The organism is Nonomuraea sp. NPDC049607, assembly GCF_040675375.1.
Lineage (GTDB): Bacteria > Actinomycetota > Actinomycetes > Streptosporangiales > Streptosporangiaceae > Nonomuraea.
Window position 1 is genome coordinate 80,352 of sequence record NZ_JBFAOV010000026.1, and the last position, 24,966, is coordinate 105,317.

Annotated in this window: 24 protein-coding genes and 1 tRNA gene; 11 read left to right on the plus strand and 14 right to left on the minus strand. The window is 71.8% G+C overall.

Going from position 1 to position 24,966, the window contains the following annotated elements; genetic code table 11:
* Positions 1-21 precede the first annotated feature (21 nt).
* On the minus strand, positions 22-393 hold the full coding sequence (locus AB0J97_RS36875) for a signal peptidase I (protein ID WP_357708844.1): 372 nt from the start codon (positions 391-393) through the stop codon (positions 22-24).
* Positions 394-455: 62 nt separating this feature from the next.
* On the opposite strand from AB0J97_RS36875, the gene AB0J97_RS36880 reads away from it, so the two are divergent.
* The 3 genes from AB0J97_RS36880 to AB0J97_RS36890 are packed head-to-tail and all read left to right on the plus strand — an operon-like array spanning position 456 to position 3,351.
* On the plus strand, positions 456-1,175 hold the full coding sequence (locus AB0J97_RS36880; protein WP_357708846.1) for a methyltransferase domain-containing protein: 720 nt from the start codon (positions 456-458) through the stop codon (positions 1,173-1,175).
* Between the two features lie 59 nt (positions 1,176-1,234).
* Positions 1,235-2,461, plus strand: a complete 1,227-nt coding sequence (gene cysC, locus AB0J97_RS36885; RefSeq protein ID WP_357708848.1) for an adenylyl-sulfate kinase — start codon at positions 1,235-1,237, stop codon at positions 2,459-2,461.
* Positions 2,449-3,351 (plus strand): sulfite exporter TauE/SafE family protein, encoded by a 903-nt coding sequence (locus tag AB0J97_RS36890; protein ID WP_364097644.1) that lies wholly within the window; start codon positions 2,449-2,451, stop codon positions 3,349-3,351. Before cysC ends, AB0J97_RS36890 begins: the two co-directional genes overlap by 13 nt.
* A gap of 11 nt (positions 3,352-3,362) precedes the next feature.
* Here AB0J97_RS36890 and AB0J97_RS36895 read toward each other — a convergent pair whose 3' ends face one another.
* Positions 3,363-4,382 (minus strand): hypothetical protein, encoded by a 1,020-nt coding sequence (locus AB0J97_RS36895; protein ID WP_357708853.1) that lies wholly within the window; start codon positions 4,380-4,382, stop codon positions 3,363-3,365.
* Between the two features lie 356 nt (positions 4,383-4,738).
* Between AB0J97_RS36895 and AB0J97_RS36900 the strand changes: the two genes are divergently transcribed.
* The 6 genes from AB0J97_RS36900 to AB0J97_RS36925 are packed head-to-tail and all read left to right on the plus strand — an operon-like array spanning position 4,739 to position 11,189.
* Positions 4,739-6,055 carry a Wzz/FepE/Etk N-terminal domain-containing protein gene (locus AB0J97_RS36900; protein WP_364097648.1) on the plus strand — a complete coding sequence of 439 codons (1,317 nt, stop codon included), beginning with the start codon at positions 4,739-4,741 and terminating at the stop codon, positions 6,053-6,055.
* Entirely contained in the window at positions 6,052-7,317 is a 1,266-nt protein-coding gene (locus tag AB0J97_RS36905; protein WP_357708857.1) for a hypothetical protein, read from the plus strand. Before AB0J97_RS36900 ends, AB0J97_RS36905 begins: the two co-directional genes overlap by 4 nt.
* Positions 7,314-8,210 (plus strand): hypothetical protein, encoded by an 897-nt coding sequence (locus AB0J97_RS36910; protein WP_364097651.1) that lies wholly within the window; start codon positions 7,314-7,316, stop codon positions 8,208-8,210. The genes AB0J97_RS36905 and AB0J97_RS36910 overlap by 4 nt, the downstream gene beginning before the upstream one ends.
* Positions 8,207-9,061 (plus strand): sulfotransferase, encoded by an 855-nt coding sequence (locus AB0J97_RS36915; protein WP_364097654.1) that lies wholly within the window; start codon positions 8,207-8,209, stop codon positions 9,059-9,061. The genes AB0J97_RS36910 and AB0J97_RS36915 overlap by 4 nt, the downstream gene beginning before the upstream one ends.
* Positions 9,049-10,302 (plus strand): polysaccharide biosynthesis C-terminal domain-containing protein, encoded by a 1,254-nt coding sequence (locus AB0J97_RS36920; RefSeq protein WP_364097657.1) that lies wholly within the window; start codon positions 9,049-9,051, stop codon positions 10,300-10,302. Before AB0J97_RS36915 ends, AB0J97_RS36920 begins: the two co-directional genes overlap by 13 nt.
* Positions 10,299-11,189 (plus strand): sulfotransferase, encoded by an 891-nt coding sequence (locus AB0J97_RS36925; RefSeq protein WP_364097660.1) that lies wholly within the window; start codon positions 10,299-10,301, stop codon positions 11,187-11,189. The genes AB0J97_RS36920 and AB0J97_RS36925 overlap by 4 nt, the downstream gene beginning before the upstream one ends.
* Here the strand turns inward: AB0J97_RS36925 and AB0J97_RS36930 are convergent.
* From AB0J97_RS36930 to AB0J97_RS36985, 12 genes are all read right to left on the minus strand, one after another.
* Positions 11,179-12,225, minus strand: a complete 1,047-nt coding sequence (locus AB0J97_RS36930) for a WecB/TagA/CpsF family glycosyltransferase (RefSeq protein WP_364097663.1) — start codon at positions 12,223-12,225, stop codon at positions 11,179-11,181. The genes AB0J97_RS36925 and AB0J97_RS36930 overlap by 11 nt on opposite strands.
* Positions 12,222-13,127 (minus strand): glycosyltransferase, encoded by a 906-nt coding sequence (locus AB0J97_RS36935; protein ID WP_364097665.1) that lies wholly within the window; start codon positions 13,125-13,127, stop codon positions 12,222-12,224. Before AB0J97_RS36935 ends, AB0J97_RS36930 begins: the two co-directional genes overlap by 4 nt.
* Complete coding sequence (locus tag AB0J97_RS36940) at positions 13,124-14,023, minus strand: sulfotransferase (protein ID WP_364097668.1); 900 nt, start codon at positions 14,021-14,023, stop codon at positions 13,124-13,126. The genes AB0J97_RS36935 and AB0J97_RS36940 overlap by 4 nt, the downstream gene beginning before the upstream one ends.
* A gap of 141 nt (positions 14,024-14,164) precedes the next feature.
* A complete protein-coding gene (gene cysN, locus AB0J97_RS36945) occupies positions 14,165-15,427 on the minus strand; it encodes a sulfate adenylyltransferase subunit CysN (protein ID WP_357710106.1) in 1,263 nt (420 codons plus the stop codon).
* A complete protein-coding gene (cysD, locus tag AB0J97_RS36950) occupies positions 15,427-16,341 on the minus strand; it encodes a sulfate adenylyltransferase subunit CysD (protein ID WP_357710103.1) in 915 nt (304 codons plus the stop codon). Before cysD ends, cysN begins: the two co-directional genes overlap by 1 nt.
* A gap of 18 nt (positions 16,342-16,359) precedes the next feature.
* Positions 16,360-17,124, minus strand: coding sequence for a 3'(2'),5'-bisphosphate nucleotidase CysQ (locus AB0J97_RS36955; protein ID WP_357710100.1), 765 nt, complete (start codon positions 17,122-17,124; stop codon positions 16,360-16,362).
* On the minus strand, positions 17,124-18,500 hold the full coding sequence (locus tag AB0J97_RS36960) for a sugar transferase (protein ID WP_364097730.1): 1,377 nt from the start codon (positions 18,498-18,500) through the stop codon (positions 17,124-17,126). Before AB0J97_RS36960 ends, AB0J97_RS36955 begins: the two co-directional genes overlap by 1 nt.
* A 227-nt stretch (positions 18,501-18,727) precedes the next feature.
* Entirely contained in the window at positions 18,728-19,312 is a 585-nt protein-coding gene (gene pth, locus AB0J97_RS36965) for an aminoacyl-tRNA hydrolase (protein WP_364097673.1), read from the minus strand.
* Positions 19,313-19,371: 59 nt separating this feature from the next.
* The gene (locus AB0J97_RS36970) at positions 19,372-20,001 is read right to left on the minus strand and encodes a 50S ribosomal protein L25/general stress protein Ctc (RefSeq protein ID WP_357710094.1); all 630 of its coding nucleotides are present in this window, start codon (positions 19,999-20,001) and stop codon (positions 19,372-19,374) included.
* A 97-nt stretch (positions 20,002-20,098) separates the two neighbouring features.
* Entirely contained in the window at positions 20,099-21,076 is a 978-nt protein-coding gene (locus tag AB0J97_RS36975; RefSeq protein WP_125636621.1) for a ribose-phosphate diphosphokinase, read from the minus strand.
* The gene (gene glmU, locus AB0J97_RS36980) at positions 21,073-22,524 is read right to left on the minus strand and encodes a bifunctional UDP-N-acetylglucosamine diphosphorylase/glucosamine-1-phosphate N-acetyltransferase GlmU (RefSeq protein WP_364097677.1); all 1,452 of its coding nucleotides are present in this window, start codon (positions 22,522-22,524) and stop codon (positions 21,073-21,075) included. Before glmU ends, AB0J97_RS36975 begins: the two co-directional genes overlap by 4 nt.
* Positions 22,525-22,660: 136 nt before the next feature.
* Positions 22,661-22,732 (minus strand) — tRNA-Gln (locus AB0J97_RS36985).
* Between the two features lie 305 nt (positions 22,733-23,037).
* Between AB0J97_RS36985 and AB0J97_RS36990 the strand changes: the two genes are divergently transcribed.
* Positions 23,038-23,976, plus strand: a complete 939-nt coding sequence (locus AB0J97_RS36990; protein ID WP_364097680.1) for an acyl-CoA desaturase — start codon at positions 23,038-23,040, stop codon at positions 23,974-23,976.
* A gap of 79 nt (positions 23,977-24,055) precedes the next feature.
* Positions 24,056-24,922 carry a TetR family transcriptional regulator gene (locus AB0J97_RS36995; RefSeq protein WP_357710114.1) on the plus strand — a complete coding sequence of 289 codons (867 nt, stop codon included), beginning with the start codon at positions 24,056-24,058 and terminating at the stop codon, positions 24,920-24,922.
* The last annotated feature ends 44 nt before the right edge of the window (positions 24,923-24,966 follow it).

Below are 24,966 nucleotides of genomic sequence, written 5' to 3' on the forward strand. Positions count from 1 at the left end.
TCGCGGGGGTCTCCACCAAGCCTACTCGGGGTGCGGCACCCGGTAACCGGGGACCGACGGCCAGCGTACGGTGAGCACCACCGACTCCTCCTCGGCGACCCACGAGTGGTCCACGCCCTTGCCCCACACCACATAGTCGCCGCGCTCGGCCAGCAGCACGCTGCGCCCCGGCAGCTCCACCCGGAACCGGCCGCTGATCAGGACGAGCAGGGCGGTGCGCTGCTCACCCCTGACCCACTGGGCACGCTCGTCGCCCGCCGGGTGCACACCCCACTTGATCTCGACTTCTTCACTGTGCCGTGGGTCGCCGAGGGGTTTGAAGTGACCGAGCAGCCAGCCGCGGTCGCCCGCGGCGTCGATGTCGGCGTTCCCCACGTAAACCTGCTCGTCCACGGGGCAGGACGCTAGCAGGGAAGTGCGTAACCGAGACCGCTCGATTGATTACTGTAGGTGACATGTCTGAGGTGCGATCAGTCGCCCAGCGAGGCGACATCTTCGGTCAACGGATCCGCGAGCACTGGGCCGGGCGGTTCAGCCGGCGGCTCGACCTGCTCGTCGCGGGGTGCGCCCACGACGAGCCGCTCGACGTGGAACCGCTGGAGGCCAGGGCCACGGGCGCCGACGAGGACCACCCGGTCATCAGAGACGTCGTGGAGGAGCGCGCCGACCTGGTGGCCTGGTCGCTCGGCGACCTGCGCTGCGTGCCGCTCCAGCACCGCGCCTACGACGTGATCCACCTGTCCTTCCTGCTCGAACGCGTCCAGCACGCCGAGCTGGTGTTCGACCGCCTGCTCCAGTCGCTGCGCCCGGGCGGCCTGGTGCTGCTGCGCATGCGCGACAGGAAGTCGGCCTACGGGGTGCTCGACCGGCTCACGCCGTCGTGGCTGCGGCGGCTGCTGTGGCGCGCGCTCGTCACCCCCGGCACGCCGGGTCCGCTGCCCGTCGTCTACGAGCCGCTGGCCTCCAGCGACGGCATGCACGCCTTCTGTCTCAGCCGCGGCCTGATGATCATCGACGACGAGCGCCGGATCAGCGGCCCGGCCCGCGCCGGCCGGCTCGGCTCCGCCGCCGTCAGGCTGGTCGACCGGCTGAGCGGCGGGCGCTACACCGCCTCCCACGACGAGATCACCATGGTGATCAGGAAGCCGCAACATCACTTCGCCCGCCTGCTCTAGCGACACGGCCCCATGAGTGAGTAGACTCCTTTCCTACCAATTCAATCGGAATAGTTGGGATGTCGGAAACCGTGGAGTGGACCCCGGACGCGCACGAGCTGGCCGACCTTGAGCTGCTGCTGTCCGGGGCCTTCGAGCCACTGACCGGCTTCCTGGGCCACGACGACGTCCACGCCGTGCACGAGCGCGGCACGCTCGCCGACGGCACTCCGTGGCCCGCGCCCGTCACCCTCCACCTTCCCGCCGAGGTCTCGCCCGGCGACGAGGTGCGGCTGCTCGACCCCGAGGGCCTGCCACTGGCCGTGCTCACCGTGGCCGCGCGCGAGGCCGACGGCCTGACCTCGGGCCCGCTCAAGGCGCTCGGCACGCCCGAGCACGGCCCGTTCGCCCGGCTGCGCCGCACTCCGGCCGAGGTCAGGGCCGAGCTCGGCGGCCGGCCCGCGCTGGCCGTCACCATGCGCGGGCCGCTCGACGACCTCACCGAGATCACCGCCACCGCCAAGGAGCTCGACGCGGTGATCGTGCTGCTCCCCCTCGCGTACGGCGAGGCGGGCCCCGGGGTCGTCCGCGCCGCGCTCCGCGCCGGGGAACGCCTGCCCGAGGGCACCCTCGTGGTCCCCGTCCCGCTGGCGCCGCGGGCGGAGCCGGAGATCGACCTCGAACTGCGCGAGCACGTCGCCACCGCCTACGGCGCCACCGAGCACTACGCGGGCCCCGAGCCCGTCACGCTGCCCGGCCCGCCCCACCGCCGTGGCCTGGTCGTCTTCTTCACCGGCCTGTCCGGCTCGGGCAAGTCCACCATCGCCCGCGGCCTGCGCGACGCGCTGCTGGAGCTCGGCACCCGCACGGTCACCTACCTCGACGGCGACGTCGTGCGCCACCTGCTGTCCAAGGGCCTGACCTTCTCCAAGGCCGACCGCGACCTGAACATCCGGCGCATCGGCTTCGTCGCCGCCGAGACCGCCCGCCACGGCGGCCTGGCGATCTGCGCCCCCATCGCCCCCTACGCGGCCACCCGCGAGGAGGTGCGCGAGGGCGTCGAGTCCGTCGGGGCCGACTTCCTGCTCGTGCACGTCGCCACGCCGCTGGAGGAGTGCGAGCGGCGCGACCGCAAGGGCCTGTACGCCAAGGCCCGCGCCGGCCTGATCCCCGAGTTCACCGGCGTCTCCGACCCGTACGAGGAGCCGGACGACGCCGACCTGGTGATCGACACCACGCACATCTCGATCGAGGCGGCCGTCTCCCAGGTCCTGGGGGCGCTGCGGTCCGGAGGATGGGTACGTTGATCGACTTCGCGCTGGTAGCCGGGTCCTTCGTCGTCGCCGTCGTCGTCGGTCTGACCGGCATGGGCGGCGGGGCGCTGATGACCCCGATGATGATGTTGTTCTTCAACGTCCCGCCGCTGGCCGCGGTCTCCAGCGACCTGGTCGCCTCGGCGGTGATGAAGCCGGTCGGCAGCGTCGTCCACCTGCGGCGCGGCACGGTCAACCTGCGGCTGGTGGGCTGGCTGTGCGCGGGGTCGGTGCCGGCCGCGTTCTGCGGGGTGTTCCTGGCCCGCGCGTTCGCCGTCACCGACGCGGTCAAGTACGCGCTGGGCGTGGCGCTGCTGCTGGCCGTCGCGGGCATGGCGGTCAAGGGCTGGCTCGGCGCGAGGGGCGGCTCGTCGAGCGCCCACGACATCGTCGTGCGCCCAATTCCGACCCTACTGGTCGGTACGGTAGGCGGGCTCGTGGTGGGCATCTCGTCCGTGGGTTCGGGTTCGCTGATCATCGTGGCCCTGCTCGTGCTCTATCCGGCGCTCAAGGCCAACCAGCTCGTCGGCACCGATCTCGTGCAGGCCGTGCCTCTGGTCGCGTCGGCCGCGCTCGGCCACCTGCTGTTCGGCGACTTCAAGCTGGAGCTCACGCTCTCGCTGCTCGTCGGCTCGATCCCCGGCGTCTACCTCGGCGCGCGGATCTCCTCACGCGCTCCGGGCGGCCTGATCAGGGCCCTGCTGGCGATCGTGCTGCTCGCCTCCGCGCTCAAGCTCCTGGACGTCGGCAACGCCCTCACCGCCTGGCTCCTCGTCGCCGCCTGCGCGGTCACGTTCGCCGGCTGGCGACTGCGCGGCGGCCTGCTCGCCCGGCGCGGCGACGCGAACGCGGCCGTCGGGCGGCCCCTGGAGGCGCGGCGCTAGAAGGCGCGGCGTCAGGGCCGCGGCACGCGGGTCGAGCGGAAGTAGCGGTCGCGGGCGAGCTGGGTGAAGGCGCGGGCCGCACCCGGATCGGAGTCGAAGCTCGTGTTGCCGCGCGGCGCCCGCGGCGAGTCGAAGTACAGCAACGCCTTGATCTGCGGATACCGCTTGATCTGTCTCAGCACCGACTCGAAGAACCGCCGTTTGAAGGCCCGGTCGGCCGGCCGCTCGAACACCCCCCACTCGGCCACCATGACCGGCTTGCCGGGGAAGCGGGCCTGCATCCACCGGTAGAACCCCGGCCACTGCCCGTACTCCTTGCGGGTCTTGTTCACCAGCCCGTCGAAGTCGTGCACCCGGTCGTCGGCGTACGGGTCCATGGCCACCCAGTCCACCACGTCGTCGCCCGGATAGAGGTCCTCGAACCAGGGTTTGGCCGCCCAGTTGGGCGCCCCCATGTACGTCATGACCGTCACGGCGTTCTTCACCCCCTGCGCGCGCAGCCGGAGCACGACGTGCCGGTACATCGCCGCGTAGTCGGTGGCCTGCATGCCCGACCCCGAGCGGGCGTTCACGTCGTTCTCCGGCTCGTGGTGGAGGGTGAGGAAGAAACGTTCGGGGAAGGTGCGCCTGAGGTAGGCGGCCAGGCGGTCGATGCGGCGGTCGAGCGCGCCGTCGGCGATCTCGGCCCAGGTGCGGTCGAAGGACGGCTTCCAGTTGATCATGAGCAGCCTGGGCCGGCCGGGGTCGCGGGCCAGGCCGATCTCCTGCGGGGTGGGGAACAGCTCGCTGCCGCGATGGTAGACGTGCAGCACGTCGGCGCCGGCGCCCATGCGGGACTCGGCCCCGCGCAGCGCCTCGGCCACGGGAGCGCCGGTGAAGACCTCGGGCGCCACGCCCCACCAGGCGCCGCAGGAGGGGATGAGCCTGGCGGTGACCGCGCAGGAGGGCGCGCCGGCCAGCTCGGCCGTGCTGGTGTCGACCCGGGCGGGCGCGCCCTCGGCCGTCGAGCAGGCGGCCGGGAGGGCGAGCACCGCGCAGATGATTGCGGTTTTCGTCGCGAAAGTCGCGAAATGAGAAAAGCCCCGAATCTGCAACGCCTTCCAACCCCCTTGTCGACGGACCCCGCCTGTCAAACCTGAACCTTGCCATGCCATTCCTCGAACTTCAGCCAGTGTGCTCGTCTGCCCAGCTCAAGGCACCCGTCCATCCACCCAGCTTTTTGTGAAATATCCTTTCAAAAAGGGGCATCTTGGCGGCCGTACCGGAAAAAATCTTCAGTATTCGACTTGGGTAATATCCGTCCGGCCTATAGTGGGCGCACACTGCGGCAAGTGACGCAGCGTTGCCCACTCGCGACAGCGCGCATCCCCTCCAGGAGACCGTCCCCATGAGCCCGTCGCCGGATCTCCAGGCGCGCCGCCCGCCGGGCGCCGACCTGGACGAGCACCTCTCGCTGCTGCGCAGGCGCTGGCTGCTCCTCGTCGGTTGCGTGGTGGTCGGCGGCACCGCCGGGCTCGCCCTGATGCGGGCCACACCGCCGGCCTACACCGCGATCACCCAGGTCCTGGTCACGTCCGTCGACGGCCAGGACCAGGGCAACCAGGTGAGCAACCGGCAGCGGGAGCCGCTCAACCTCGACACCGAGGCCCAGATCGCCCAGTCGGCGGTGGTCTCGGCCCGGGTCGCCCAGACTCTGCGGATCACCGCGCCCCGGCCGGTCGAGGTCTCCGTGCCGCCCAACTCCGCGGTGTTGTGGATCTCCGTGACCGACACCGACCCCGTGGCCGCCGCCGCTCAGTCCCGGGCCTACGCCGACGCGTACCTGGCCAACAGGCGCGAGAGCGCGAAGGCCGCGATGGCCGAGCGGCAGCAGGCGGTGCTGGCCAAGCTCAAGCAGGTCGACACGGGCCTCGACGCGGCCATCAAAGAGGTCGGCCGGCTGCCCAAGGGCAGCGCCGAGCACGCCATCGCCACCCAGCGCCAGAGCGTGCTCAACCGGCAGGCCGCCAGCCTGACGCTCAAGTACGACGCGCTGCGCACGATCGCGGTGACCCCCGGCTCGGTCATCAGCGAGGCGCTGCCGCCGACCCGGCCCAGCTCGCCCAGCCTGCCGCTCTTCCTCGGCACCGGCCTGATGGCCGGCCTGCTGCTCGGCGCGGCGGCGGCCTACACCCGCGACCGGCTCGACACCCGGCTGCGCACGGCCGCCGACGTCGAGCGGCTGACCGGGCTGCCCGTGCTGACCGACCTGTCGGCCTCCCGCGAGCACGGCGTGCTGCACGAGCTGGCCTGCGCCGTGGTCGCGGCCTGTCCGGGCCAGCGGCTGCTGATCCGGTCGCTGCCCCCCGACCTCTACGCCTCCTCGCTGGCCGAGCCGCTGGCCATCAGCGCGCCGCTGTCGGTGCTCGACGGCTCCGACGTCCGCGACCTGGCCAGGGCCGACGCGGCGCTGCTGCTGGTCGGGCTGGGCCGGGTCAGCGCGCCCGAGGTGACGGCGGCCGCCCGCCATCTGGAGCGGCACGACGTGCCGATCGTCGGCGTGGTGACGGCCACCGACGCGGTGCCGGAGTTCGTCCCGCTGCTGGAGCCGCGTACCCACACCTCGCTCGGCAAGCTCGTCGCCACCGGCGAGCTGGAGGTGAGCCTGGCGGCCGAGACCACGCCCATGCCGTCGTTCCACCACCGGCAACGCAAGCAGACGTGACAGGACCAGCCTGGCCGATCGCGGCGCTCCTGCTCGGCTACCCGGTCTGGTGGGCGCTGGGGTTCGGCGGCCTGTCGGTGATCGTGCTGGCCGCGCCGATGGCCGTGATCCTGTGGCGGCGCCGGCCGGTCCGGGTGCCCCACGGGTTCGGCCTGTGGCTGCTGCTGCTCGCCGGCTACCTGCTGAGCGCGATGATGCTGGACGAGCTGCCGCCCGGCACGTACGGCGAGTTCAGCTCCGGCCGCCTGATCGGCTGGGCCATGCGCCTGGCCCTGTACGTGTCCGTCCTGGTCATGGTGCTCTACCTGGGCAACCTGACCGAGCGCGAGCTGCCGCAACTGCGCCTGGTGCGCTGGCTCGGCGTGCTGTTCCTCACGACGGTCGCCGGCGGCCTGCTCGGCATGGTCTTCCCGCACTTCGGCTTCACCTCGCCGGTGGAGATGCTGCTGCCCGGCTGGATCAGCGAGAACTCCTTCGTCCAGAACCTCATCCATCCCACGGCCGCCCAGACCCAGAAGGTGCTCGGCTACTCCGCGCCCAGGCCGGAGGCGCCCTTCGAATGGGCCAACGCGTGGGGCAGCAACGCGTCGGTGCTGCTGATCTGGTTCGTCGTCGGGTGGTGGACGTACGGCGGGCGGGGACGCCGGGTGCTGGCGGTCCTGGTGATCGCGCTGGCCGCGGTCCCCGTCGTGTACTCGCTCAACCGCGGCCTGTGGATCGGGCTGGGGCTGGCGGTGGCGTACCTGATCGTGCGGGTGGCGGGCCGTACCAGGGTCGCGCTGTGCGGGGCGGTGGCCGCCGGGCTGGTGGTGTTCGCGCTCAGCCCGCTGGCCTCGGTGTTCGCCCAACGGCTGGACAAACCGCACTCCAACGACGTCAGGGCCTTCACCATGACCGCCACGGTCGCCGCGGCCCGTCACTCGCCGGTCATCGGCTACGGCAACACCCGCAACTCGCTCGGCAACCACCGCTCGATCACCACCGGCAAGACCCAGTGGTGCGCGGCCTGCGGGCACCCGCCGCTCGGCAGCGACGGGCAGCTCTGGCTGCTGCTGATCACCCAGGGCTTCACCGGGGCCGCCCTCTACGTGGCCTTCTTCCTCGGCGCCATCCGCCGCCACTGGGCCGACCGCTCCCCGATCGGGCTGGCCGGGGTGCTGGTGATGGGTCTCGTGCTGCTCTACATGTTCGTCTACGACGGCCTGGTGACGCCGCTGAGCCTCTATCTCATCTCGTTCGCCCTGCTGTGGAGGAACGCATGAAGGACGCCTCCGCGCGGCTCGGATACCTCCGCGAGACCGTGCGCCTGCTGTATCCGGGCACCGGGTCGCCGCGGCCGTACTCGGTGCTGCCGCACCGGGTGCTGCCCCGGCGGCTGGCCCCGCGGCGCTGGTGGCACGTGGGGGGCGCGGTCACCGTGCCGGTCGAGGACTCCATCGCGGCCTACCTGGGCGAGGTGTTCGACGCGCCCGTGGAGACCGTACTCCACGTGCGTCCCGCGCTGCGGCCCAATCGCAAGCCCGTGCTGGAGGCCCGTACCGGGGGGCGGCTGCTGGCGTTCGTGAAGGTCGGTGACGGCCCGCTGGCCCGCGAGCTGGTCGGCCGCGAGGCGGCCGCGCTGCGCGGCCTGGCCGGGGCGCCGCTGAAGACCGTCGTCGTGCCCGACGTGCTGCACCACGGCGAGTGGCGCGGTCTGCCGGTGCTGGCGCTCTCGCCGCTGCCCGTACGGCGCGGCCGGGTGCCCCCGTCCCTGCTGCACGCCGCCGTCAAGGAGATCGCCGCCACCGGCGGCCCCTCGCCGGCCTGGCACGGCGACCTGTCCCCGTGGAACATCTGCCCGTCCGCCGATGGCCGGCTGCTCGTCTGGGACTGGGAGCGGTACGAGACCGGCGTGCTCTACGGCCTCGACGCCGTGCACCACTTCTTCCAGCGCGCGCTGCGCAGGATGGACCCGCCCACGGCGGCCCGCGCCTGCGTGGCCAGGGCGGCCCGCGAGCTGGCCCCGCTCGGCCTGTCGCCGGCGGAGGCCAAGCGCACGGCGCTGCGCTACCTCATCGCGCTGGCCGACCGGCACGCCGCCGACGGCCACCACCCGCTCGGGCCGCCCGAGACCTGGCTCAACCCGGCCGTCGACCACGAGGAGCTGCTGCCATGAGGACGATGAAGCGGCCGGTGCTGTCCATCTCGCGCCTGGCGGGCCGGTTCACGTCCAGCGCGCGGGTGTTGCCGTCGTTCCTCATCGTGGGGGCGCAGCGGTGCGGCACGACCTCGCTCTACCGGGCGCTGGCCCAGCACCCGCTGCTGCTCAAGCCCGTCCTGCACAAGGGCGTCCACTACTTCGACGTCGGCTACGACCGGCCGATGGCCTGGTACCAGGCGCACTTCCCGCTGCGGGCGGGCGCGGCGCTGCTCGCCCACCGGTACGGCGGCCGGGCCCACGCGTTCGAGTCGTCCCCCTACTACCTGTTCCATCCGCTGGCCGGGGAGCGGATCGCCGCCGACCTGCCCGGGGTCAAGCTGATCGTCCTGGTCCGCGACCCGGTCGCGCGGGCCTCCTCCGCCCACGCCCACGAGCTGGCCAGGGGCTTCGAGTCCGAGTCGCACTTCGAGTCCGCCCTGGAGCTGGAGGCCGAGCGGCTGGCCGGGGCGGAGGAGAGCCTGCGCGTGTCGCCGTTCGCCGAGCACCACTCCCACCGCCACCACGCGTACGTGGCCCGCGGCCGGTACGCCGACCAGCTCGACCGCCTCGAACCGCTCTTCGGCCGCGACCGTCTCCTGGTGCTCGACAGCCACCGGTTCTTCGCCGAGCCCGAGACCGCCTACGACCGCGTCCTGGAGTTCCTGACGGTGCCGCACCTGGGCTATCCGGCCTTCGAGCGGCACAACGGCAGGCCGCTGCCCCGGCCGGTGCCCCGCGTGCTGGAGCAGGCGCTCAGGGACCATTTCGAGCCCTACGACGCGCGGCTGACGCGCTGGCTGGGCGGTGAGCCGTCGTGGCGCCGGTGATGGTCCGGCGCGGGATCGCCGGGCTGACCGGGGCCGGGGTCAGCGCGCTGGCGCAGTTCCTGGTGGCCGTGGTGGTGACCAGGGCGTTCAGCCCGGCGCAGGCCGGGGCGTTCTTCAGCGTGACGGCCCTGGCCCTGATGGCGGCCGGCATCGCCAAGCTGGACGCCGGCAACGGGCTGGTGTACTTCATCGCGCGAGCCAAGACGTACGACTATCGCGGTATTTCTGGATATTTCCGGGCGGCCCTGGTGCCGTGCGGGCTCGCCGCCTGCGCGGCCGGCGTGCTGCTGGAACCGCGCATCGGGCTGCTGGCCTGGGCCCTGCCGGTCATCGTGCTCGGCGACGTCGCCCTGGCCGCCACCCGCGGGTTCGGCTCGATGCGGCCCACCGTGCTGCTGGACGGCGTGCTGCTGCCCGCCGCGCAGCTCGTGCTCGTCACCTGGGCGGCTCTCGCACACGCGCCGCAATGGCTGCCGGCGGCCTGGGCGCTGCCCTTCCTGCCGCTGCTCGTCCTGGCCCTCGCCGGTCTGCGCGGACGGGCGCCGCGCACGCCGTACCTGCCGGGGACCGGGCGCGACCTGTGGCGGTACACCGCGCCGCGGTCCGTCGCCGGGGCCATCCAGGCCGTGTTCCAGCGGCTGGACATCGTGGTCGTCGCCTGGCTGGGCGGGCCGGCCCAGGCCGCCGTCTACACGGCCGCCACCCGGTTCCGGGTCGTCGGGCAGCTCGCCAACCAGGGGCTGGCGCAGGCCGTACAGGAGCGGCTGGTCCGGGCGCTGGCCGACGGCGAGCTGGGCCGGGCGCGCGAGCTGTACCAGGCCACCACGATCTGGCTGGTGCTGCTGACCTGGCCGGTGTGGCTGGGCTACGCCGTCCTCGCGCCGTGGCTGCTGCGCGTCTTCGGCCCCGCGTACGGCGCCGCCGCCCCCATCGCCATCGTCCTGGCCGGGACGATGCTGGTGGCGACCGCCTGCGGCATGGTCGACGTCGTCCTGACCGCCGCCGGCCACACCCTGACCAGCCTGCTCAACCTCCTGGCCGCGATCACCTGCACGGTCACGCTCGACCTGGTCCTGATCCCCTCCCACGGCGCGTTCGGCGCGGTCGTCGGCTGGTCGGGCGGGGTGATCGTGAAGAACCTGCTCCCCCTGTGGCAGCTCCACCACCGCTACGGCCTGCGCCCGTTCGGCCGCCACACCCTGCCCGCCCTGCGCCCGCGCACCTGGGCGACGGCCGCGTGAACGCGCCCGTCCTGGTCACCGGCCTGCCGAGGAGCGGCACGAGCTGGGCCGGCAAGATGCTCACCGCCGGGGGCGGCCTGGTCTACGTCAACGAGCCGCTCAACCCGCAGCACCCGCCCGGCCGCTGCCCCGGCGTGCTGCGGGCCGAGGTCACCCACAGGTTCCAGTACATCTGCGACGACAACGCCGCCGACTTCCTGCCCGCCTTCCGCGACACGGTCGCCCTGCGCTACCACTGGCTGCCCGAGCTGCGCGCCAACCACTCCCCCTACGACCTGGCCCGCCTGACGCGGTACGGCACGGCGTTCGCGTTCGGCCGCCTGACCGGGCGCCGGGCGCTGCTGGACGACCCGTTCGCGGTGTTGTCGGCCGGGTGGTTCGCCCGGCGGCTAGGCTGCGCGGTGATCGTCCTGGTGCGCGATCCGGTGTCGTTCGCGGCGAGCTGGCGGCGGCTCGGCTGGCGGTTCGACGTCCGCGACCTGCTGGGCCAGCCGCTCCTCGTCCGCGACCATCCCGGGCTGCTGGACCTGCGTCCGCTGCTCGGCTGCGCCGACGACCTGGCCACGACCGCCGCCCTGTGGCGGGCCGCCCGGTCGGTGCTGGCCGCCACGCCCGGTGTCCTGGTCACCTCGTACGAGTCCCTGGCCGAAGACCCGGTCACCGGCTTCAAGGCCCTGTACGCCCACGCGGGGCTGCCCTGGACGCCGTCCGCCGAACGCCGGATCGTCCGGGCCTGCACCACGCCGTCCCGCCGGTCGGCGGCCTTCGCCTGGTCGGGCCTGTCGCGTACGGCCTTCCGCCCGATGGACTCCCGTCACGCCGTGGCCACGGCGGCCCGCGGGCTCACCCCGCAGGAGGCGGCCCGCGTCCGGGCGCTCACCGCCTGAGCCTGGTCAGCAGGCAGCCGGCGAGCAGGCGTACCGCGAAGGGGAGGTCGTCCACGAGGTAGCGCCGCGCCAGCCGTCCGGGCTCGCTCATCAGCCGGAACGCCCACTCCAGCCCGGCCCGGCGCATCCAGTGCGGCGCCCGCTGGACCGTCCCGGCGGCGAAGGCGATGGCCGCCCCGCAGCCCACGAACCACGCCTCGGGCAGCTCCTCGCGCAGCTCCGCGATGAGCAGGTCCTGCCGAGGGAAACCCAGCCCGACGAACACCAGGCGGGGACGCGCCGCGACCACCCTGCGCCGCACCCGCTCCCTCCCCTCGGCCGTGTCGTCGAAGCGGTACGGCGGTGCGTGCACCCCCGCCACCTTCAGCCCGGGACGGCAGCTCCTGAGCTCGTCGGCGGCCAGCTCGGCCACCCCCGGCGGCCCGCCGAGCAGGTAGACCGGCCAGCTCCGGGCCGCGGCCACCTCGCTGAGCGACCAGATCAGGTCGGCCCCGGTGACGCGCTCGGGCAGCGGGGTGCCGAGCAGCCTGGCCGCCCACACCAGCGGCATCCCGTCGGCCACCACGATGTCGGCCGAGCGCACGAGCTCCTGGAGGGCGGGGTCGCGGGCGACGGCCCGGCAGATGTCGACGTTGGGCGTCACGATGCGTCCGCCCCGGCCGGCCGCCGCCTCCGCGGCCACCCAGCGCACGACGTCGGCCTCGGAGACGACGTCCACGCCGACCCCGCCGACCTGCACCCGTTCCCCGACAGCGGCCGCCCCGCGACCGGCCGGGCCCCCGGACGGCCGGGTGACCACGGAACCGGAACGCCGGGCCCTGCCGACACCGGCCTCGGGCCCCCGGCTCCGCGCGGACGCGGCTTCGGAGGCGTGGGTCCTGGCCGCCGCTGCCTCGGAGGCGTGGGGCCGCGCGGGTTCGGGAGCGTGGGTCCTGGCCGCCGCCGTGTCGGGGGTGGAGGGGTGGGTGGGGGTGGGTTTCGGGGTCGGGGGGCGTTGGGCGGGGACGGCCGGGGTGCGGGTTCTCGGCGGGGTCATATGCCGCGCCCCCGCCCGTGCAGCAGCCCGAGCACGGTCGCGGCCGGGACGAGCCCCGCGGCCACGGCGAGCGCGATCGGGGCGCGCGGCTCACCCGGCCGCGCCCCGAACGTCCGCAGCGCCCAGCGGACCGCCGCGCGCCGCCGTCCGAGTGCCGCGTGGGCGAAGGCGAGCTGGCCGTAGACGCGCGCCGCGCCGCGCCGGTCGGCGGCCAGCTCGGGGTGGCGGGCGAGCATCCAGTCGAGCCCCGCGATCCGGTCCGCCCAGTGGGCCGCGTAGTGGGAGGCGCCGCCCCACCGCACGCGGACGAGCGGCCGGTCGACGTGCGTGATCGGCCGCCGCCGGGCCGCGCGCAGGGCCAGGTCCCAGTCCTCGTTCTGGCCGCCGGGGGCGCTCTCGTCGGCCCACAGGGCCCCGCGGCGGAACAGGAACGTCGAGGAGTGGACCATCACCATGCGCGACCGTACGAGATCGGCCACGGTGACCGTGTCCGTGCCCGCGAGCCTGGTCACCCGGCGCCGCCCGTGCTCGACCTCGATGGCGCAGCTCGCGAACTCGCCACCGGCGGCGGCCAGCGCCCGCGCCTGGGCGGCGAGCTTGCCCGGCAGCCAGAGGTCGTCGTCGTCGCAGAAGGCGACGAGGTCGGTGTCGAGCGCCGCGATGCCGGTGTTGCGCGCCCCCGGAAGCCCAGGGGTACGGCTGTTCGCCAGGACGGGCACGCCCAGCGCCGGCAGCGGATCGCGGCGACCGGGCGCCCCGTCGGCGACCACGACCACGGCGAGCCGCCCCGGATACTCCTGGGCCAGCACGCCCGCCACGGCCCCACGCAGCAGCGCGGGCCGGTCGCCGCAGGTCGGGATCACCACGCCCACGGACGGCAGGACGGACGGCAGGACCGTCATGCGGCCACCTCCCGGTAGCCGTACCGGACGCGCAGCGGCCAGGTGAGCGCGGTGACCAGCCGCCGGTCGCGGACCGGCAGCCCCGAACGCCACGAGTCGTCGCACCGCAGCCGAACCCCGCCCACCTGGAAGCGCATCGGGTTGCCGGACGCGGTGTGCGCGGGCCCGAGCCGCGCCGTCGTGCCCTCCAGGAACGGCAGCCCGGGGACGTCGAGCCCGAGGAAGCCCGCCAGCGCGGTCAGCGTGGGCTCCGGGGCGGCGACCAGGTCTTCGTAGCGCACCCGGGTCACCAAAGCCCCCTGGCGGGCGAGGAGCTCAAGGCCGGCGTTCTGGGCCGTCCAGTGGAGTGCCGTGCGCAGCGGCCCCCAGCGGGTCATGGGACGCCCGTCCTCGGGCCGCTCGACGATCCTGCGCCAGGAGTGGGCCACCGCCCGCGGGTCCCGGACGACGTGCACGACGCGTACGTCCATCCCGGCCGCGACCAGGCAGTGGGCGAGCGAGGCGTGCTTGCTGGAGTCGATCACGGCGGGCGCGCCGGTCGCCTCGTAGATCCGCCGGTAGGCCCGCGCGTACTCGGCCAGGTCGGGATGGGCGATGCGCCCCATCCGGTGGGTGCGGTCGACCCGCTGCCGCAACGTGAGCATGCGCTCGGCCAGCGACGGCCGCCATCCGCCGAACGCCGTCCTGCCCACCTGCCGCCAGAAGTCGCAGGCGGCGAAGGCCGCGCCGCAACCGCACGGCTCCCCGGCCAGCACCCCCCTCGACCACAGGTGGACGACCTCGCCGAGCGCCACCACGTCGGGCAGCTCCGCGAGCAGCCGCTCCAGCAGAGTCGTGCCACTACGGCCGAGGCCCCCGAGGAAGATCACTCGGGTGGCGGATGCGCGGTCGGTCACAGGGGGAGGGCCTTCACGTCGCCGATACGGAACGCGACGACCCTAGCGCGGAGGGTAATCAGATGGTCAGGAAACCGCGCAAAGATCTACCGAGAAGACGGACGGCCCGGCGGAGTGTCGCCGGGCCGTCCGAGAACGGGTTCAGCTGGCGTCGATGATCATCCCGGCGCCGACCGTGCCGTTGGTGGCCTCGTCCACGAGGATGAAGCCGCCGGTCAGGCGGTTGCGGGCGTAGTCGTCGACGAACAGCGGCTGGGTGACCCGCAGCGACACCCGGCCGATCTCGTTGAGGCCGAGCGCGGTGGCCTCCTCGTCGCGGTGCAGGGTGTTGACGTCGAGCCGGTAGTGCAGGTCGCGCACCAGCGCCCGCGCCGTACGGGTGGTGTGCTTGATCGTCAGCTTGGTGCGCGGGGCCAGCTTGAGGCCGTCGGCCATCCAGCAGACCATGGCCTCCAGCTCCTGGGCCGCGTGCGGCTGGTTGTTGGGCCTGGCGATCATGTCGCCGCGCGAGATGTCGAGGTCGTCCTCGAAGCGCAGCGTGACCGACATGGGCGGGAACGCCTCCTCCACCGGCCCGTCGAACGTGTCGATCGAGGCGATGCGCGTGGTCAGCCCGGACGGCAGGTGCGTGACCTCGTCGCCCGGCTTGAGCACCCCGCCCGCGACCTGGCCCGCGTAGCCGCGGTAGTCGTGGAAGGCGTGGTCGGTGGCCTTCTGCGGACGGATCACGTACTGGACGGGGAAGCGCACGTCGACCAGGTTGCGGTCGGAGGCGATGTGCACGTTCTCCAGGTGGTGCAGCAGGGAGGTGCCGAGGTACCAGGGCATGTTCTCCGAGCGCGAGACGACGTTGTCGCCGTTGAGCGCGGAGATCGGGATGAACGTCAGGTCGGTCACGTTGAGCTTGGAGGCGAAGGAGGTGAACTCCTCCCGGATCTCCTCGAACCGCTCCTGCGAGTAGTCGACCAGGTCCATCTTGTTCACGGCCAGCACCAGGTGCGGCACCCGCAGCAGCGAGGTCAGGAACGCGTGCCGGCGCGACTGCTCCAGCACGCCCTTGCGCGCGTCGATGAGGATGATCGCCAGGTCGGCCGTGGAGGCCCCGGTGACCATGTTCCTGGTGTACTGGATGTGGCCGGGCGTGTCGGCGATGATGAACTTGCGCTTGGGCGTGGCGAAGTAGCGGTAGGCCACGTCGATCGTGATGCCCTGCTCGCGCTCGGCCCGCAGGCCGTCGGTCAGCAGCGACAGGTCGGTGTACTCGGTGCCGCGGTCGCGGGAGGTGCGCTCGACCGCTTCGAGCTGGTCCTCGAAGATGGCCTTGGAGTCGAAGAGCAACCGTCCGATGAGGGTGGACTTGCCGTCGTCGACGCTTCCCGCAGTGGCAAAGCGAAGAATGTCCATCAGAAGTAGCCCTCTCGCTTGCGGTCCTCCATGGCGGCCTCGGACGAGCGGTCGTCGGCCCTGGTGGCCCCGCGCTCGGTGATCCGGGTGGCCGCGATCTCCTCGATGATCTCCTCGACCGTGGCGGCCTTGGACTGCACGGCGCCGGTGCAGGTCATGTCGCCAACCGTGCGGTAGCGCACGACGGCCTCGAACAGCGGCTCGTCGTCGCCGCGCGACACGACGTCGGAGTCGGGCAGCAGCATGCCGTCGCGCTCGAACACCTTGCGGGTGTGCGAGAAGTAGATCGAGGGGATCTCGATGCCCTCGCGCCGGATGTAGTCCCAGATGTCGAGCTCGGTCCAGTTGGACAGCGGGAAGACCCGGATGTGCTCGCCCTTGCGGATGCGGGAGTTGTAGAGGTTCCACAGCTCGGGGCGCTGGTTCTTCGGGTCCCACTGGCCGAAGTCGTCGCGGAAGGAGAACACGCGCTCCTTGGCGCGGGCCTTCTCCTCGTCGCGCCTGGCTCCGCCGAACACGGCGTCGAACTCGTGCTCCTCGATCGCGTCGAGCAGCGTGGTGGTCTGCAGGCGGTTGCGCGAGGCGCGCCGCCCGGTCTCCTCCACCACCCGGCCGCTGTCGATCGACTCCTGCACGCTGGCCACGATCAGGCGCGCGCCCAGCTCCTCGGAACGGCGGTCACGGAACTCGATGACCTCGTCGAAGTTGTGCCCGGTGTCGACGTGCATCAGCGGGAAGGGGATGGCCGCGGGCCAGAACGCCTTCTCCGCGATGCGGAGCATGACGATCGAGTCCTTGCCGCCGGAGAAGAGCAGACACGGCCGCTCGAACTCCGCCGCCACCTCGCGCATGATGTGAATGGCCTCGGCCTCTAGTACGTCGAGCTGCGACGTCGTGTAGTCGCGCTGGAGCATGGGCGCTTCCTCCGGCGGTTAGCGATGCAGGTCCCGAATTCCGGCGAGCAGGGATGTCGCCAGCTCCGGTAGGGAAACCAGGATATCCGGTAGTGACGGGTCGGCTTGGTTGTAGGTCAGCTCCGAACCGTCGACGCGGCTGGCGAACGCCCCGGCGGCCTGCGCGACGGCGACGGGGGCCGCGGAGTCCCACTCGTACTGGCCGCCGGCGTGCACGTACGCCTCGACCTCGCCGGTGAGCACCGCGGAGATCTTCGCCCCCGCCGAGCCGATCGGCACCAGGTCGGCCCCCAGCAGGAAGGCCAGCTTCTGGACGAACTCCGGCGGCCGCGTACGGCTCACCGCGATGCGGAAGCGCCCCTTCTCGAACTCCGGCAGCGCGGGCGGCTCGGCGGTCGTCAGCGTACGGCCCTGCGCGGGTAGCGCCACGGCTCCCGCGGTCAGCTTGCCGCGCTCCCACAGCGCGACGTGCACCGCCCAGTCGCTCCGGCCCTCCTCGGCGAACTCGCGCGTGCCGTCGAGGGGATCGACGATCCACACGCGCTCGGCGCTCAGCCTGCGCGGGTCGAGCCGCTCCTCGCGGGTGGCCTCCTCGGACAGGACACTGTCACTGGGACGCAACCGCGCCAGCGCCTCCATGAGGAACACGTGCGCGGCCCGGTCGCCCTCCGCGCGCAGTGCGGCGGAGTCGCCGAACCCGGTGCGCTCGCGGACCCGCAGCAGCCTCTCACCCGCCTCTGTCGCCAGGTCGCCGGCTACGGCGTGGTCGTCGCGAATCGTCATCAATATGCTCCTTGCCCGCGGGCGACGGCCGACCAAGTCTTCCACAGGATCTGGAGGTCCAGCGTGAGGGACCAGTTCTCCACGTAACGCAGGTCGAGACGGACAGATTCCTCCCACGACAGGTCAGATCGCCCGCTCACTTGCCACAGCCCGGTCAGCCCCGGGCGCACCAGAAGCCTTCTGCGCACGTCGTCACCGTAGCGCGCCACCTCCTCCGGAAGCGGCGGGCGGGGGCCGACCAGCGACATGTGTCCGAGAAGCACGTTGATGAGCTGGGGCAGCTCGTCGAGGGAGTGGCGGCGCATCAGCGTGCCGAGCGGGGTCACCCGCGGATCGTTGCGGATCTTGAACAGCACCCCGTCGTGGTCGCTGACCAGGGTGATCTTCTGCTGCTCCGAGCCGCGCCGCATGGTACGGAACTTCAGAATCGTGAACGGCCTGCCGCCCTTGCCCACCCTGACCTGCCGGAACAGCGCGGGCCCCGGGCTCGTGCCGCGGACGGCCACGGCCAGGGCCGCCAGCAACGGCGACAGCAGCACCAGCAGCGCGGCGGCGACGACGCGGTCGAAGACGTTCTTGACCAGTTGCCGGGCGCCGGTGAGTTCGGGGTGCTCGACGTGCAGCAACGGCAGCCCGGCGGCCGGCCGGATCATCGTGCGGGGGCCGGCGACGTCCATCAGGGCGGGGGCGACCACCAGCTCGGTGTGGGTGCGCTCCAGCCGCCAGGCCAGCCGGCGCAGCGCGTCGCCGTCCATCTCAGGGCAGGCCAGCACCGCCACGGTGTCGGCGCGCACCTGGTCGACGACCAGCGGCACGTCGCCGAAGTCGCCCGCGACGGGCACCTCGGTCAGCACCCCGGGCGGCTCGCCGTAGGGCAGGCAGGCGGCCACGACGTCCATGCCGTGGTGGCGTTCCCTGCGGAAGAGGTGGACCAGCTCGGCGATCGAGGCCGGGTGGCCGACCGCGACCACCCGGCGCATGCAGGCCCCGGCCGCCCTGCGCCGGTTGAGCGAGCGCCGCAGCAGGTAGCGGGCGACCAGGGTGAGCAGCGTGACCAGGGGCAGCGCGAGCACGACGTAACCGCGGGCGACGTCGGTCTTGGTGACGTACGAGCCGATCGCGGTGGCCGCGGTCAAGGCCACGCCGGCGTGCACGACGCGGCGGAACTCCTCGGAGCCGACGCCGATCATGCGGGGCTCGTAGGCCCGGTTGAGGGCGACCGCGCAGACCCACACCCACGGCAACGCCACGCTGACCAGCAGGTACGGCAGCACGTACGGGGTGAACCCGCCGAACCTGCCGCAGAAGGCGGCGGCGGACCCGATGCCCGCTCCGCACAGATCGCCCACGACGGCACGGAACCGGTAAGAACGCATCCACGCCGGAGTCACCGGGCTGACCCGCCACGAGAGGGCCTCGCCGGTCTTCACGGGCTCTCCTGCCTCACTGCGTGAGGCGGCCTCGGTCGCCAAATGCCGTCTTCCCCCGCTCCCGCCGCTGCTCAGGGCGGTGAAGCGCCCCTGCGTGCCCGTTCCCGTACGGACAGTCACAGATGGTAGCCGCGCGTGCGCGGCGACAGGCGGTGAACGGTGCTATGCGGCGATCAGCGTGGAGGGCCGGAGATGTGCAGATCAGCCCGATGGAAGTCGTTCTGGGTGGCTTCCAGGCCGCGGGCCATGAGCGACTCGACGACGTCGGCGCCCCGGTCGACGAGGAAGGGCAGATCTTTGCGCTCGACGGTGGCGAAGTCTCTGAGCACGAAGGTGGCCGGGTCCATGCGGCCGGGCGGCCGGCCGATGCCGAAGCGTACCCTCAGGTAGTCGCGGGTGCCGAGGACCTTGGTGATGGACTTGAGCCCGTTGTGGCCGTTGTCGCCGCCACCGAGCTTGGCGCGCAACGCGCCGTAGGGGACGTCGAGCTCGTCGTGGACGACGATCAGCCGGTCAGGGCCGATCTTGTAGAAGTCGGCGAGCGCCTTGACCGGGCCGCCCGACAGGTTCATGTACGTCAGGGGCTTGGCCAGCACAGCGGCCCGCGTCTCCAGCACCTCGGACCTGCTCTTGTGCGCCTTGAAGCGCCCGTCGGCCCGCGCGGCCAGCTCGTCGAGCACCATGAAGCCCGCGTTGTGCCTGTTACCCGCGTATTCGGGCCCCGGGTTGCCCAGTCCGACGATCAGCCAGCGGTCCATGTGCTCCCCTTGCAGCGGAACGGGGGCGGCCTCGCGCCACCCCCGTTCGCGGGACGTGCTTACTCGGCGGCGGCCTCGGCGGACTCGCCCTCGCCCTCGGCCTCGGCGGTCTCGCCCTCGACGGCCTCCGCGGCCTCGGCGGCGGGCTCCTCGGTCGGCTTGGCGATGACGTGGAGGACCACGACCTCGGGGTCGGCGGCCAGCGTGGCGCCCGACGGCAGCTTGAGCTGCGCGGCGGTGATCACGGTGCCGACCTCCATGCCCTCGACGTCGACCTCGACGCCGGTCGGGATGTGGGTGGCCTCGGCCTCGACGGCCACCGAGACGAGCTGCTGGTCGAGCAGGCCCTCGGAGTTGACGTCGCCGGTGGTGGTGACCGGGATCTCGACGGTGACCTTCTCGCCGCGCTTGACCAGGAGCAGGTCGACGTGCTCGACGAAGCCCTTGATCGGGTCGCGCTGCACGCCCTTGGGCAGGGCCAGCTCGTCGACGCCCTCACCCTGGAGGCGGATCAGCACGTTGGGCGTGCGGAGGGCGAGCAGCACCTCGTGACCGGGCAGGGTCAGGTGCTTGGGGTCGATGCCGTGCCCGTAGAGGACGGCGGGCACCTTGTCGGCGCGGCGGATCTTGCGGGCGGCGCCCTTGCCGAACACCGTGCGCGACTCGGCGGCGATACGTACTTCAGACATGACATCTCCTAGGGATGCAGAGATCGGATTGTGGCGCGCTCCCCCTCACCCGCCCTAGCGGAAGGCGTTACGAGCGCAACCCGTACAGCTTACTCGCTCAGGTGTCGCCCTCGAACAGGCTCGTGACGGAGCCGTCGGTGAAGACCTCGGTGACGGCGCGGGCGATCAGCGGGGCGATCGAGAGCACCGTCAGCTTGTCGAACCTCTTGGTCTCCGACAGCGGCAGCGTGTTGGTCACGATGACCTCGGAGATGCGGGAGTTCTTCAGCCGGTCGACGGCGGGGTCGGAGAAGACCGCGTGGGTGGCGGCGACGATCACGTTGGTGGCGCCCTGCTCGTAGAGGGCGTCGGCGGCCTTGCAGATCGTGCCGGCGGTGTCGATCATGTCGTCGATCAGCACGCAGGTGCGGCCGCTGACCTTGCCGACGACCTCGCTGACCTTCACGGAGTTGGCCACGTCGAGGTCGCGGCGCTTGTGGATGAAGGCCAGGGGCGTGCCGAGGGTGTCGGCCCAGCGCTCGGACAGGCGGACGCGGCCGGTGTCGGGCGAGACGACGGTCGTGTTCGCCAGGTCGAGCTTGTTCTTCAGGTAGCTCTCCAGGACCGGCATCGCGAACAGGTGGTCGACGGGTCCGTCGAAGAAGCCCTGGATCTGCGAGGTGTGCAGGTCGATCGACATGAGCCGGTCGGCGCCCGCGGTCTTGAACAGGTCGGCCATCAGCCGGGCCGTGATGGGCTCGCGACCGCGGCCCTTCTTGTCCTGGCGGGCGTAGCCGAAGAACGGCATGACCACGGTGATGCGCTTGGCGGAGGCCCGCTTGAGCGCGTCGACCATGATGAGCTGTTCCATGATCCACTTGTTGATGGGACCGGTGTGGCTCTGGATCACGAACGCGTCGCAGCCGCGGACGGACTCAAGGTAGCGGGCGTAGATCTCGCCGTTGGCGAAGTCGATCAGTTTGGTGGGGGTGAGCGAGACGCCGACGTGCTCGGCAACCTCTTCGGCCAGCTCTGGATAGGCCCGGCCGGAGAAGAGCATGAGGTTCTTCTCGCCCGGCTGTTTGATGCTGGTCACTGTTCGTTCTCCTGCTGTGCTCGCTCGGCCAGCGCCCGTTCGGCGGCGGCGGCCGACTTCGTGCCCGCGCGCTTGCGCAAGACCCATTTCTCGATGTTGCGCTGTCGCGCCCTGGCCACGCCCATCGCCCCTGGGGGTACGTCGTTGACGATCACGGATCCGGCCGCGGTGTTGGCGCCGTCGCCGATCGTCACGGGAGCGATGAGCATGGTGTCGCAGCCGACGAACGCGCCGTCGCCCACGGTGGTGTGGTGTTTGTCGACCCCGTCGTAGTTGACGAAGACGGTGGAGGCGCCGATGTTGACGTCTTCCCCGATGGTGGCGTCGCCGGCGTAGGTGAGGTGGGGCACCTTGGAGCGCTCGCCGACCTTGGTGTTCTTCATCTCGACGAACGTGCCCGCCTTCGACCTGCGGCTGAGCACGGTGCCGGGGCGCAGGTAGGCGTAGGGGCCGACGTTGGCCTCCGGGCCGATCTCCGCGTTGTCGCAGACCGCGTTGCGCACGACGGCGCGCTCGCCGACGCGGGTGTCGGTCAGCGTGGTGGCCGGGCCGACCTCGGCGCCTGCGCCGACGACCGTGCGGCCGTGGAGCTGGGTGCCGGGGTGGATGACGGCGTCGGGCTCGATCTCGACGCCCACGTCGACCCACGTGGCGGCCGGGTCGATGACGGTGACGCCGGCGCGCATGTGCTCCTCCAGCAGCCGCCGGTTGAGCACCTTGCGGGCGAAGGCGAGCTGGACGCGGTCGTTGACGCCCTCGACCTCGACGTGGTCGGCGGCCACGCAGGCGCCGACCCGGTGGCCGTCGCCGCGCAGGATGCCGAGGACGTCGGTGAGGTACTCCTCGCCCTGGGCGTTGTCGGTGGACACGCGCTTGACGGCGTCGGCGAGCAGCAGGCCGTCGAAGGCGTAGATGCCGGAGTTCATCTCCTTGATCGCGCGCTGCTCGTCGTCGGCGTCCTTCTCCTCGACGATCTCCAGCACGGCGCCGGAGGGGTCGCGGATGATCCGGCCGTAGCCGGTCGGGTCGGGCACCTGGGCCGTCAGCACGGTGACCGCGTTGCCGTCGGCGGCGTGCTTGTCGAGCAGGGTGGCGAGGGTCTGGGCGCGCAGCAGCGGCACGTCGCCGTAGGTGACCAGGATCGTGCCGGCGATCGTGCCGACCTCTTCGAGCACGGTGCGGACGGCGTGGCCGGTGCCGCGCTGCTCACGCTGGACGACGGCGCGCGCGTCGGGGCTGGTGGCGGCCAGATGGCCGCCGACCTGTTCGAGCGCGTGGCCGATGACGACGATGAGCCGCTCGGGACCGAGGTCGCGGGCGGCGGCGAGCATGTGGTCGACCAGCGCGCGGCCGCACAGCTCGTGCAGGACTTTCGGGGTCTGGCTCTTCATCCGGGTGCCCTCGCCCGCGGCGAGGACGATGACGGCTGCCGGGCGCGGCACACTCACGGACTGAGGCTCCCTGTGACTGGACGGATCAGGGTCGTCGGCGCGGCTACCGCACCGCAACCCCCCCGACACCGTGAGGATACCTGCCCGCTTCGGAACTCTCTCGCGCGGGGAGCCGCTGGGATGACACTCAAGGCTCCCGGAAGAGGACTCGAACCCCTACAAAGTGGACCAAAACCACTTGTCCTGCCGATTAGACGATCCGGGATGGACCGGACACCGTGGCGTCCGACACACAGCCCCTACGATACCGAGCCCGCACGGGCGTATGCGCCCTCAATTCTCTCGCACATCTCCAGTGTCCGCGAATACCAGGGCCATGGACGGGTAGTCGGCGCGCTGCGCGCATAACAGAGCACCCCAAAAGCCGCAAGGTAGGAAACCCACTCACCTCGACGGACCGGCCGTCAGCTATGTGACATCCACAGCTTAGGGCTTCCTTACTTACGATGGCGTAGGTTACGGTGGCGTAGCCCGGACATTCGTCCTCATACATGTCGTTGGAGGTAGCCCATGACCGTTCTCGCCGAGCGTTCCTCCCCCACGCCGAAGCCCGACTTCGAACCCGACCCGAAATCCAAGGCAGAGCTCGTCACGTTCGGACTCGTGGTGGGTCTGCCCCTGATCGCGATCGCGGCGGCGGTTCCCCTGGCGTGGGGATGGGGACTCGGCTGGACGGACATCGTCATCGCCTTCGTCTTCTACGTCGTCTCCGGGCTCGGCGTCACCGTCGGGCTCCACCGCTACTTCACGCACGGCTCGTTCAAGGCCAAGCGGCCGCTGAAGATCGCGATGGGCATCGCGGGCAGCCTGTCGCTGGAGATGTCCGTGCTGGACTGGGTGGCCACGCACCGCAAGCACCACAAGTTCTCCGACAAGGAGGGCGACCCGCACTCGCCGTGGCGCTTCGGCCCCGGCTTCAAGTCGATGTCCAAGGGCCTGCTGTACGCCCACATGGGCTGGCTGTTCGAGAGCGAGCGCACCAACCGCGAGAAGTACGCCCCCGACCTGTGCAAGGACGAGGACATCCAGAAGCTGCACAAGTGGTTCCCCACGCTGGCCCTCGTCTCGGTCCTGCTGCCCGGCGTGCTCGGCCTGCTGCTGACCTGGTCCTGGCAGGGCGGCCTGACCGCGCTGTTCTGGGGCTCGCTGATCCGCATCGGCCTGCTGCACCACGTGACCTGGTCGATCAACTCGATCTGCCACGTCTTCGGCGAGGAGTCCTTCCAGACGCGCGACAAGTCGCGCAACGTCTGGTGGCTGGCCATCCCGTCGTTCGGCGAGTCCTGGCACAACCTGCACCACTCCGACCCCACCTGCGCCCGGCACGGCGCGCTCAAGGGCCAGATCGACCTCAGCGCCGGCCTGATCCGCCTGTTCGAACGGGCGGGCTGGGTGTACGACGTGCGCTGGCCGACGCCAGAACGCCTGGCGGCGAAGCGCATTGCCTGATGAGAATCAGCCGATGAACGGCCATTCGTCCGTGGCCGTCATTATGGAACCCGTGACCGAACCCCGATCTCGCAGGCGCATGTCCGGTAGAGAGCGCAGAGAGCAGCTGATCCTGATCAGCCGCACGCTGTTCGCCGAGAAGGGGTTCGACGGGACCTCCATAGAGGAGATAGCCGCCACCGCGCAGGTGTCGAAGCCTGTGGTGTACGAGCATTTCGGCGGCAAGGAAGGCGTCTACGCGGTCGTCGTCGACCGCGAGATGCAGAAGCTGCTCGGCATGATCACCTCGGCCCTCGCCGCCTCCCACTCCCTCATCAAGCTGGAGCGGGCCGCCCTGGCCCTGCTGCAGTACATCGAGGAGAGCAGCGAGGGCTTCCGCATCCTGGTGCGCGACTCGCACGCGGCCTCGGGCACGGGCACGTTCGCGAGCCTGATCAGCGAGATCGCCAGCCAGGTCGAGGACGTCCTGGCCGACGAGTTCGTGGAGCGCGGCTACGACCCCAAGCTCGCCCCGATGTACGCCCAGATGCTGGTCGGCATGGTCGCGCTGACCGGCCAATGGTGGCTGGACGTGCGCAAGCCGGGCCGCGAGGAGGTCGCCGCGCACCTGGTGAACCTGGCCTGGAACGGCCTGACCGGGCTGAACCCGAGCCCGGTCATCTCCGTGGCCACCCGCAACCAGGCCGCCGCCGCCAAGCCGCGCGTCAGCGACAAGGAGCTGCGCGACTTCGAGAAGGCGCGCGAGAAGGAGCTCAAGGAAGCGGAGAAGCTGCGCCAGCGTGAGCTGCGTGACGCGGAGAAGGCCAGGGTACGAGAACTGAAGGAGCGCGAGCGGGTGCTGAAGGAGGCGGAGAAGGCCCGCGAGCGCGAGGAGAAGATCCGTCAGCGGGAGGCCAGGCTCGCCGAGCGCGCCGCACGCCTGGAGCAGGCCGACCATCCGGAGTGAGTCGTTGCGGCTACGTTAACGTTCCGTTCAACCAATCGGGGCAA